This is a genomic window from Candidatus Peregrinibacteria bacterium, from assembly GCA_016220175.1.
GTDB lineage: Bacteria > Patescibacteriota > Gracilibacteria > CAIRYL01 > CAIRYL01 > JACRHZ01.
Window position 1 is genome coordinate 1 of sequence record JACRHZ010000038.1, and the last position, 9,566, is coordinate 9,566.

General features: G+C 38.0%; 11 protein-coding genes. 7 read left to right on the forward strand and 4 right to left on the reverse strand.

The features are described 5' to 3' along the window. Nucleotides 1-150: 150 nt before the first annotated feature. The gene (trpS, locus tag HZA38_03475) at nucleotides 151-1,116 is read right to left on the reverse strand and encodes a tryptophan--tRNA ligase (protein ID MBI5414553.1); all 966 of its coding nucleotides are present in this window, start codon (nucleotides 1,114-1,116) and stop codon (nucleotides 151-153) included. Between the two features lie 139 nt (nucleotides 1,117-1,255). On the opposite strand from trpS, the gene HZA38_03480 reads away from it, so the two are divergent. The 3 genes from HZA38_03480 to HZA38_03490 all read left to right on the forward strand — a co-directional run bounded on the left by HZA38_03480 (nucleotide 1,256) and on the right by HZA38_03490 (nucleotide 2,594). Further along, nucleotides 1,256-1,474 (forward strand): hypothetical protein, encoded by a 219-nt coding sequence (locus HZA38_03480; GenBank protein MBI5414554.1) that lies wholly within the window; start codon nucleotides 1,256-1,258, stop codon nucleotides 1,472-1,474. A 6-nt stretch (nucleotides 1,475-1,480) separates the two neighbouring features. Then, nucleotides 1,481-1,861, forward strand: coding sequence for a hypothetical protein (locus HZA38_03485; GenBank protein MBI5414555.1), 381 nt, complete (start codon nucleotides 1,481-1,483; stop codon nucleotides 1,859-1,861). A gap of 88 nt (nucleotides 1,862-1,949) precedes the next feature. Next, nucleotides 1,950-2,594, forward strand: coding sequence for a hypothetical protein (locus tag HZA38_03490; GenBank protein MBI5414556.1), 645 nt, complete (start codon nucleotides 1,950-1,952; stop codon nucleotides 2,592-2,594). Nucleotides 2,595-2,671: 77 nt separating this feature from the next. Here the strand turns inward: HZA38_03490 and cyaB are convergent, their stop codons facing one another. Beyond that, on the reverse strand, nucleotides 2,672-3,211 hold the full coding sequence (gene cyaB / locus HZA38_03495; GenBank protein ID MBI5414557.1) for a class IV adenylate cyclase: 540 nt from the start codon (nucleotides 3,209-3,211) through the stop codon (nucleotides 2,672-2,674). A gap of 95 nt (nucleotides 3,212-3,306) precedes the next feature. Next, on the reverse strand, nucleotides 3,307-4,095 hold the full coding sequence (locus HZA38_03500; GenBank protein ID MBI5414558.1) for a tryptophan synthase subunit alpha: 789 nt from the start codon (nucleotides 4,093-4,095) through the stop codon (nucleotides 3,307-3,309). A 183-nt stretch (nucleotides 4,096-4,278) separates the two neighbouring features. On the opposite strand from HZA38_03500, the gene mutL reads away from it, so the two are divergent. From mutL to HZA38_03520, 4 genes are all read left to right on the forward strand, one after another. After that, the gene (gene mutL, locus HZA38_03505; GenBank protein ID MBI5414559.1) at nucleotides 4,279-6,036 is read left to right on the forward strand and encodes a DNA mismatch repair endonuclease MutL; all 1,758 of its coding nucleotides are present in this window, start codon (nucleotides 4,279-4,281) and stop codon (nucleotides 6,034-6,036) included. A 170-nt stretch (nucleotides 6,037-6,206) separates the two neighbouring features. Beyond that, nucleotides 6,207-7,223: a hypothetical protein gene (locus tag HZA38_03510; GenBank protein ID MBI5414560.1), complete on the forward strand. Its 1,017-nt coding sequence runs from the start codon at nucleotides 6,207-6,209 to the stop codon at nucleotides 7,221-7,223. A gap of 87 nt (nucleotides 7,224-7,310) precedes the next feature. Further along, nucleotides 7,311-8,258: a tRNA lysidine(34) synthetase TilS gene (gene tilS, locus HZA38_03515; GenBank protein ID MBI5414561.1), complete on the forward strand. Its 948-nt coding sequence runs from the start codon at nucleotides 7,311-7,313 to the stop codon at nucleotides 8,256-8,258. A gap of 4 nt (nucleotides 8,259-8,262) precedes the next feature. Then, nucleotides 8,263-9,057 (forward strand): DUF4238 domain-containing protein, encoded by a 795-nt coding sequence (locus tag HZA38_03520; GenBank protein ID MBI5414562.1) that lies wholly within the window; start codon nucleotides 8,263-8,265, stop codon nucleotides 9,055-9,057. A gap of 208 nt (nucleotides 9,058-9,265) precedes the next feature. On the opposite strand, the gene HZA38_03525 is transcribed toward HZA38_03520, so the two are convergent. Further along, complete coding sequence (locus HZA38_03525) at nucleotides 9,266-9,514, reverse strand: hypothetical protein (protein ID MBI5414563.1); 249 nt, start codon at nucleotides 9,512-9,514, stop codon at nucleotides 9,266-9,268. Nucleotides 9,515-9,566 lie beyond the last annotated feature (52 nt).

The window sequence follows — 9,566 nt, forward strand, 5'->3', positions numbered from 1 at the left end:
ATCTTTTCTTATATGTTCTGCTTTGAATAGTATGACTGCTCTCGGAATGCCAAAAAGTTACAAAATAGTATGAAAACCTTAGAAAAAGAAAATTGCTCTTTCCTGAGTCTCTATATTATGATTTGTGCAACAAAGTCATTCGTAATTGACTTATAGTCCCACGAGTTCTCTCACAATCTTCATCTTCGCTTTTGCTTTTTCCCTCGCCTTTTCTGCGCCAAATCTCAAGATGGTATCTACTTTTTCTGGATTTTTTGCAAGCTCTTCACGTTTTTTTCGATACGGCGCGAAGTACACATTCACTTTTTCGAACAGCCATTTTTTCGCATCGCCATATCCAAATCCTCCAGCGCGATATTTTCCCTCGAGATCTTTGAGTTCATCTTCTGAAAAGAAGAGTTTTGCGAGTGTGAAGACATTACATGCAGCCGGATCTTTCGGTTCGAGAGCGCCTTTTGAATCAGTCACAATACTCATGATTTTTTTCTGAAGAGTTTTTTCATCTGCAAAAATTTCAATTGTATTTCCATAACTTTTTGACATTTTTTGACCATCAATTCCCGGAACGACTCCAGTCTCTTCGGAAATCATAGGTTCAGGAATAATAGGAAATCCTTCTCCGTATATGTGGTTAAATTTGAGCGCAATATCTCGCGTCATTTCCACGTGTTGTTTTTGGTCTTTTCCTACGGGAACGTAATGCGGATCATAGAGCAAAATGTCGCACGCCATGAGAATTGGATATATAAAAAGTCCCGTATTCGCTTCGAGTCCTTTTGCCTTCTTATCCTTAAAAGAATGGGCTCTTTCTAGAACTCCAAGGGGCACGATATTTGAAAAGATCCAGGTAAGTTCAGTATGTTCAGGAACATCACTCTGCCTGAAAAAAGTTGTTTTTTCTGGATCAAGACCAAAGGTCAGAAAATCCAATGCGACATCTCGGATATTCTCTGACATTTCCTTTGCGTTTTGTATTGTCGTAAGTGCGTGCATATCAGCAATCATAAGAAATGCTTCATGTGTTTTTCCGAGTTCCAGATTCGGTTTCATGGAGCCAAAATAATTTCCAATGTGGAGTTTTCCGCTGGGTTGGAGTCCTGTGAGGATGCGTTTCATAAAGTTTTAATGAAATCACAAGTAAGTGTAAAGAAAAATATGGAGGATGAAAAGTTATTACAATCCAATTTTTCACAATTTCTTCTTGCACTAACATTGTTAGTGCGGTATACTTCTTGCAGAAACTTATTTAGATATCATGACTACTTTAACTATTCGCATCGAAGAGGATCTAAAAACTAAAGCCTTTGCCCAGGCTAGTAAATTAGGAATTCCGCTTACCTTGATTGTAAAAAATGCTTTGAAAAACTTTGTGAAAACTCCACGAATTATTATTGGTGAACCAGAAACCATTCAAGTTTCTCCCGCAATTCAGAAAAAAATGGATGCCATCGGAAATTTGTTATCTCAGAAATAATTCCGCATGAAGCTTATTATCACGACTTCAATTAAAAAAATCGAGCTTGAGCCTATTCAGAAAGTTTTTTCTTTAGAAATGGTTAAAATTGCGGCGGAAAAGGCGTTAGAAGGATTAGGTGAGAAGATAAAGAGCGCTCAAAAAATCCCCGCCACTTCTTTACAGAAACTGTATCTCACCAGTTCTCATGGAGCAGGAAGAGCGATATTTCTTTTGAAAATCGGGATGAAAACATCGGTTTTAGTGATGATTCGAATGAAAAATGATAAAAAAGTCGGTTCAAATATGACGATCAAAAATCAAAGCTTTAAAATTGCCTTAGAGAAAAATTTGGAGAGAATTTTAAAAGACTTGAAGAATGCTGACTATGAAGAATATGTTTTGTGAATTTTTTCCCAAGACGGGAACACAGGCATCATCTTTACATATTTCAAGAAACATTGTATTTTAAGATAAACTTGTTTTTTTTATATTTATGGAAATCAATTGCTGTTCTGGTTATATCGCGGAAGTAACTCCTGCTGATGATGGCTCTACCGAAGTAAGGTGTGAAGGAATGGGTGAAGATGGGCAATGTATAGAACAAAGTATTGAAAGAAACGTGAGATGTGCATTAAATGCTGGGTCAATTGAACAGGATAGAACATGGCACTATAAGACAGGTGGAAAACCAGTCCAAACAGACGCAGTAACTTGTCGTACTCTGAATAAGGGGCTTGAAGCACATCAAGATTCTCAAGCGATAATACAAACAACTTCAAATGGTGCAATCAGAGTTCTTTGTCGGGAACTTTTTGTTGCTGGTAGTAGCTGTCAGAAAGCTTCTATGACTCGTGATAATCAATGTGCGTTCATAGCATCCGGCTTAGGCAATACCCCTGTAACTACTGAAGTAAGAGAGTGTGAGCATTTACAGCGAGAAGGGAGTGATGTTCCATATCAAGCAGTAAAGCAAACTACAGAAGGAGTAAAAGGAGAAGTAGGAAAAAGAATAAGGGTATTGTGCCCTAAGATAACGAGCGCAGATGGAGGGTGTAAAGAGAGACCTTTCGGACCGTCTGTATTTCTCGAATTCGAAAACTGCGCATTAAAAGTAGAAGAATTAGTTCAAATAACATGAGTTTAAAATAAACACTTTTCGTTGGAAATGAAGCACATTACAAATATGCTTCTGAAAAGCAATCAAGTAAATCATGGTTAAGGCTTGAGCATGACTGCATATTGCCTCGTTTCAATATTTTTCTCGAGATCAAGTTCTTGAAATATTTTCTGAATTTCTTTTCTCGCCTTTCCTGATTCTTCCTCTCTTTCGCAAAGTTTTTCAATTTCGAGAAAAGTTCCCAGGGGCTGCAAATTTGCAGCCCCTACGGTTGTTATTTCTGCAGTAATACGGTCTTCGAGCTCATAAACTTCAGATTTTTTTGTTTTCCTCAAAAACACGACGTATCCCAAATTTTTGGTCAAAGCAATGAATGCTTCTTTATCTGACACTTCAAATTCGAGCTCTTCATTCTGCTCCATTTTCCCCACGAGTTTTCGTTTTTTTTCCGTAACAAAATATTTTCCATCAACTTCACGAATCCGAAAATCGAATGTTTCAGCATTTGGTTTTGCGAAGTAAATATCATCTTTTACGGATTTTTTGAGGAATTTTCCGTGTTTTTTTAAATATTCTCGAGCAGTCTCGATTTCTTCTTCAGTTTTGAGCCAAGCTTTCATTTCGACTTCAATTCTCATAGGAATAAGGAATTATGAATCAGGAATTAGGAGGGGAATATGGAATTTCGAATCTCGAGATTCGATCTTAAAAATTATTTATGAAACAAGAAGCATTATTTCCCTGCTTCCACAAGAGAGTTTATAAATTCAGAAACAGCGTCAATTCCGTCTTTTTCGAGAATTCTCAGCGTTTCGGAGCCGACGACCGCAACTTCCGCTTTCCCTTTCAAAAACTGAATGTGTTCTGGTTTTGAAATTCCAAATCCAACTGCGAGCGGAAGTGTCGTCACTTTCCGACACTTTTTTAAAAATATTCCGAGTTCTTCGGAAAATGTTGTTTCTGCTCCAGTAACTCCCGTTCTTGCGACTGAGTAGAAAAATCCTTTTCCTTTTTCGGCGATATATTTCATTCGCTCTTCCGAACTTGTCGGACTTAAAATAAGAATTGGCGCGAGATCATATTCTTCACAAGCTTTGAGAAATTCTTCTCCTTCTGATTCGTCTGGCGGAAGATCGGGAATGATGAATCCATCAATTCCAACTTCTTTTGATTTTTGTACAAATTTTTGTACGCCAATTTGGAGAATGATATTCGCATAACTCATAAACAGAAGTGGAATTTCATCATTTTTTTCTCGAATTCTTTTCACGAGATCAAACGCATCTTTCACTTTTGTTCCATTTTTAAGAGCGGTGTCTGAGGCTTTCAGAATTGTCGGACCATCGGCGATAGGATCAGAGAAGGGGATTTGGAGTTCAATAAAATCCACGCTATTTTCGATCATAGCATCAATCAATTCTTCTGTTTTTTTCAGAGTTGGGAAGCCAACAACAACGTGGGTCATAAGACCGACGCGATTTTCACTTTTGATTTGAGCCGATTTTTGTTGAATACGATGCATGAATGATTTTAAATTTTAGGTTTTAGATTTTAGATTACCCTAATTGTGAGATTGAATTCATCTAAAATTTAGAATCTAAAATCTAAAATCACAACTGAAGTTTATCACGTGACAGGAACTTGCGGAATAGTCAGAACAAGAATTATCTGCTACTCTCTTAGCGTTTCTCAATCTGAAAATTCCATGGGAAAAATCCACATTCTGCCGGAATCTCTTCGAAACCAAATTGCTGCTGGCGAAGTCGTAGAAAGACCTGCGAGCATTGTAAAAGAACTTGTGGAAAATGCCATTGATGCTGGAGCAACAGAAATTAACATTGAAATAGATGGAGGAGGAATAGAAAAAATAGGAGTGCGGGATAATGGCGTGGGAATGGACGAAGCTGACGCACTCATGGCGCTCAAACGCTCTGCGACGAGTAAAATTTCCACTTCGGATGATCTTTTCTCGCTCTCTACATTCGGATTTCGTGGTGAAGCGCTCGCCTCAATGACCTCTGTGTCTCATCTCGAGCTCACCACAAAACAAAAAGGTACTCCATACGCTGTTCGAATCCATGGAGAACACTCCGGAGAAATTCAACATATTGGAGCTCCTGATGGAACGGAAATTCTCGTGACAGATCTTTTTGCTGCTGTTCCCGCACGGCGAAAATTTCTCAAATCTGAATCCACTGAGAATTCTCATATTGTGCTTGTGGTAGAAAATTTTGCTCTTGCACATCCTCATATTTCCTTTCGATTGGAAATGGGCAAAAAAGTTTTTCTGGATGCATCTTTGTCTGATTCGAGCCTCTCTCGAGTGCAAAATATTTTCGGAAAGGAATTTGCAGAAAATTTATTTCCTCTTCATTTTTTAGGAGAGACACTGAATATTTCTGGCTTTGTGAGTCACCCGCATGTTCATAGAAAAAATCGAAAGTCACAGCGTATATTTGTGAATGGAAGACCTGTTTCTGATCGGATAATTTTTGCGGCAATTTCGGAAGCATACAAAAGTCTTGTTCCTCATGGAATGCATCCGGATGTGATTCTTTTTCTCAAAATAGCGCCTGATCTTGTGGATGTAAATGTCCATCCACGAAAGAGTGAAGTAAAGTTTTTGAAAGAACGGGAAGTTTTTTCGGCAGTGAAAGGAGCGATAGAGTCTGCATTGAATTCGCGAAAAGAAGAATCTGAATCAAACGAAAGAACAAGTTTTTTTCCTTCTCACTCGCCACTCAGCCAAAGTCAGAATTTTTCAGGAAAGAAAACCTTTTCATCACAGAATTTCCAAAAACCATCTTCTCAAAAAATTCAAGCGGCGATGGCGTTTTCGAAAAGTTTTTTGCAAGAAAAAAGGAGTGACGAAGATCACCACCTGGGAGAACGGAAAATCATTGGACAAATACGAAATTCTTTTGTTCTTCTCGAGGAAGATGAGGGCATTATCATTGTTGATCAACATGCCGCGCATGAAAGAGTGAGGTATGAGAAACTCATGAAAGATCTCCGCGGAAAAACTCCACAATCACAAAAACTCCTCGTTCCACAAATCCTCGAACTTTCTCCTCAAGAAAAATCAGTTTTGGAGGAATATGAGGAAGTTTTTGAAAATCTTGGATTCGAAATTCAGGATTTTTCAGAGAAAGAAGCAGCTCTTTTTTCCGTCCCAGTTGGGACTGAGAAGGTCGATTTTCGCGAAAATCTCAAGAATCTCCTCCATGATCTCGAAGGATACGAACCGGAAATGGGAAAAGCAGTCACATCTCCTGCTCAGCGGATTGCTACTTTTGCGGCATGTCGCGGTGCTGTAAAATTTGGAGATCCACTCACTCTTCCCGAAATGGAAAAACTCATCCAAAGTCTTGATGACTGCGAAGCATTTTACTCATGTGCTCACGGAAGACCAATTGCTATGAAGATTCCTTTTGCTGAGATTGAGAGGGAATGCGGGAGATAGTCAGGAAGCAGGAATAAGGAAGCAGGAATTAGGAATTAGGGATCAGGAATAAGGTAAGAAATCGGCACGAAATGAATCTTTCCATTCCTACTTCCTACTTCCTAATTCCTTTCCGAGTCTTCCATTTTTCCTCAAAACGAGCGACAATAGGTCCGATTTTTTCTGTCTTTATGCCACTTCGTCACGGTCTTTTTGTTCTCCTTAGCCTTCTTCCTATCGTAGGCGCTTTTTTTCTTGTTTCCTCAATAGGAATATTCACCATTCCTCCGGTGCTGCTCTTTGTGTTTGCGATGATCTGCACCGTAATGACCGCAATTTTACCGACCACAAAATGGCTTGCGGCAATTTGGCCAGTACTTTTTCTCCTCCTCGGACTCAGTTTTCATACCGATATTCTCATGATGGGAGTGTATGCGCTTACTGGAGCTGCGTTTTCACTTCTCTTCCTTCAGGTGAAGGGGAAATCAAAGAACTATATTCAGTTTCCTTTTTTAGAGGCAACAAAACCTGTATTTTCTACATTTCTTTTTGTTTTCGTCGTCCTCATTTCAGCAGGAATATACGCAGGTGTGTCTTCTGAAAAAATTAAGGGAACTGTGTCGAATTACTTCGACAACCTTGAATCCATTCCTTTTTTCGGAGGAAATAAATTATTTGCTGAAGGAAAGCTCCCAGATATTTCCGGAATGATTTCAGGTGCCGTAGAAGATGCTCGAAAAGAAATGCTTTCGGGGAGTTTTTTGGATCCACTGGTCGCTCCACTTGTTGAACAAAAAATTCAGATAGAATGTCAAAATGACCCTTCGTGCATAAAAAATGCAGATCGAACGAAAGTTACAGCTGAGATAAAATCACAATTTTCCGGAGAACTCGAAAAGTCTTTTGAAAAAACCCAGGAAAAAGAAAATATTGAAGGAAAAACTGATACTCCAAGAGTCGATCTCCCCGACATGAAAGATATAAAGGCAGAAGCAAAAAATATGGCAATCACGCAATTGAGTGCTCTGGAGACAAAGGTTTCTTTGAGCCTTATTCTCGGGCTTCTCGTATTTTTGACTGTTGCGCCATTTATCCCTATATTCGCCTGGGGAATTGCGCTTCTGACATTTCTCTTTTTCTTGATTTTTCGCGCTACTCATCTTATTCAAAAAGGTGAGGAGGATGTGAAAAAGGTGGTGTATATATAGCACAGAGTACAAAGTGCAAAGTACAAAATAAAAAAAATGGTTTTGTACTTTGTACTTTTAATTTTGTACTTTCTTGTAATTGACTATATGTTGTTCGATCCATTTGCTCCATCAGATAAAATCCTCCTCGCGCTTTCTGGCGGTCCAGATTCAATATATCTTGGAGAAATGCTCTTTCGGACAAAATTTCAGAATGTTGTTGTTGCTCATTTTGAACACGGGATTCGGGGAAAGGAAAGCATTATTGATCAAAAATTTTGTTCACAAATAGCGAAAAAATGGGGATGGAAATTTGAAACAGAAAATTGGAAAGATACAAAAAAAAGTGAAGAGAAAGCTCGAATTGCTCGATATGAATTTTTGGAAAAAATTCGCAAGAAATATTCAGCAGAAGCAATTTTCTTGGCACATCACCTTGACGATCAAGTCGAAACAATTTTTTTTCAATTTCTTCGTGGGACTGGAATTCGTGGGCTTATGGGGATGAAGAAGTGGGATGAAGAGCGAAAGCTTTTTCGTCCGCTTCTCGAAATTTCAAAGTCAGAGATTCTCAAATTTCTCAAAAAAGAAAATCTTGTATTTCGAGAAGACAGTTCGAATTTTGATCCTGACGCGTTTGATCGAAATTATCTCCGGCTTGAAGTTTTGCCATTACTTCAGAAACGGTTTCCTCATTTTCAAAGATCAATTCTCAGGAATGCTGAGCTTTTTCGAAAAATGGATGAGGGGATTCAGGAACAAGTGGAGAATGTGATGAAATATATTTTGAATGCTCATGAAGGCGCGACGGCGCCGTCGCGCCTTCCGAATTGCGGTGAAATCCAATTCGATCGGAAATGTTTTTTTGTTCTTCCCGAATTTCTTCGTGGCGAAATTTTTCGAAAATTCTTCGCGCCAAAATCTCCCAGTTACGAACAAATTCAGGAATTGGATGAATTTTTGAAAACTGCTAAAAGCGGAAAAGAGAAATCCCTTCTGGGAGTGAAATTTCAAGTTTTTGGAGAGAATGTGTTTGTTGTGAAGTCATTAACTTGATGTTATGAAAAAACAAAACGAACCACCAAAATCACATCATCAAGTTTCAATTGGCTACCAAAGTAAATTTACTGATATTGATCGACTGCTATGGATTTTTGATAAGGATCAGAACATATATGATAAAAGATCACCAATAGTTACTGCCGTAGAAAATGGGTATTATTCTTTTATAGAAAAAGATGGAACTACAAATACTGATATAGAGACAAAGATATTAAAACCAGTAGATGCCAAAATACCGAGCATTATTGATAAAATAGAGAATCAACAAATTCTCAATAAAATTGAGCATGAAGACCTTGCTGAATTTGTTGCCTTACAAAGATTAAGAGTTCCTGATTTTGAATCAAAACTTCAAATCAATATAGAAGGGTTCAAAAAGGAAGACAGGCTCGATTTCATGAAACATGCAAAAGAACTTTTGGAATATTTTTTATCAGTCGACTGGATGATAGTTACAGCGAGACAAGGAAGTTCCTTCATTTTAAGTGATAACCCATTTTGTCCCTGTCATCCAGATGCTTTTAATGGCAAAGAATTAATGATAGATACACCTGGAGTTGAAAGTTTTATTCCTTTGAGTAAAAAAACGTGTCTTGTTTTTGGGAACAAAGGAAATCACATAATATATAAAAAAAACTTGGATAAAGTTTATATTCGTCAAATAAACATATTCACCGCATTGAACAGTAAAAGATATATCATGTCTCACGATAAGTCTCTTTTAGAAAATATTGTTAAAAAATCTCAAATGGATAAAGGTTACAAGAAAGAGTATAACCTGATTAAATCTTAATATCTCTCGCTCGAGCAATCTTGCGATGTTTCGGAGATATTTTTAGAGTACTATTTGCTGATGAATCTCAAACGTTCAGAGCAGACTTGTAGTCTGCTCCAGCTGTAATTTTTGAAAACTGCGAAAAGTGGAAAAGAAAAATCGCTCTTGCGAGTGAAATTTCGAGTGTATGGGGAGAATGTCTTTGTGGAGAGATAAAATGATTCTTTCATTTTTTTCTCGCAAGAATTGCAAATAAGTCCGGTGAATATTTTAAGTAATGCTCCCAGCTCTCTTCTTTTGGAGTTCCATTTTGATAAAGGTCGGGCGGCATTTCCTGTACTTTCTCAATTATGAACCCGCATTCAATCAGTCCATTGAATATATCATTTAATAAATCCTTACTTAAATCTCTGGGTCTACTGACCCAGAGATGGAGTTTTTCCAAAATCTGGGAGGGGTGGTAGGATATGAGCATGAAATTTCGGAAACAAAGCCATTGTGTATATTATTGTGATTATCATGTGGTA

Coding starts and splice junctions, on each gene's coding strand:
- trpS (MBI5414553.1), bottom strand. CDS start 1,116: ATGAAACGCATCCTCACAGGACTCCAACCCAGCGGAAAACTCCACATT.
- HZA38_03480 (MBI5414554.1), top strand. CDS start 1,256: ATGACTACTTTAACTATTCGCATCGAAGAGGATCTAAAAACTAAAGCC.
- HZA38_03485 (MBI5414555.1), top strand. CDS start 1,481: ATGAAGCTTATTATCACGACTTCAATTAAAAAAATCGAGCTTGAGCCT.
- HZA38_03490 (MBI5414556.1), top strand. CDS start 1,950: ATGGAAATCAATTGCTGTTCTGGTTATATCGCGGAAGTAACTCCTGCT.
- cyaB (MBI5414557.1), bottom strand. CDS start 3,211: ATGAGAATTGAAGTCGAAATGAAAGCTTGGCTCAAAACTGAAGAAGAA.
- HZA38_03500 (MBI5414558.1), bottom strand. CDS start 4,095: ATGCATCGTATTCAACAAAAATCGGCTCAAATCAAAAGTGAAAATCGC.
- mutL (MBI5414559.1), top strand. CDS start 4,279: ATGGGAAAAATCCACATTCTGCCGGAATCTCTTCGAAACCAAATTGCT.
- HZA38_03510 (MBI5414560.1), top strand. CDS start 6,207: ATGCCACTTCGTCACGGTCTTTTTGTTCTCCTTAGCCTTCTTCCTATC.
- tilS (MBI5414561.1), top strand. CDS start 7,311: ATGTTGTTCGATCCATTTGCTCCATCAGATAAAATCCTCCTCGCGCTT.
- HZA38_03520 (MBI5414562.1), top strand. CDS start 8,263: ATGAAAAAACAAAACGAACCACCAAAATCACATCATCAAGTTTCAATT.
- HZA38_03525 (MBI5414563.1), bottom strand. CDS start 9,514: ATGCTCATATCCTACCACCCCTCCCAGATTTTGGAAAAACTCCATCTC.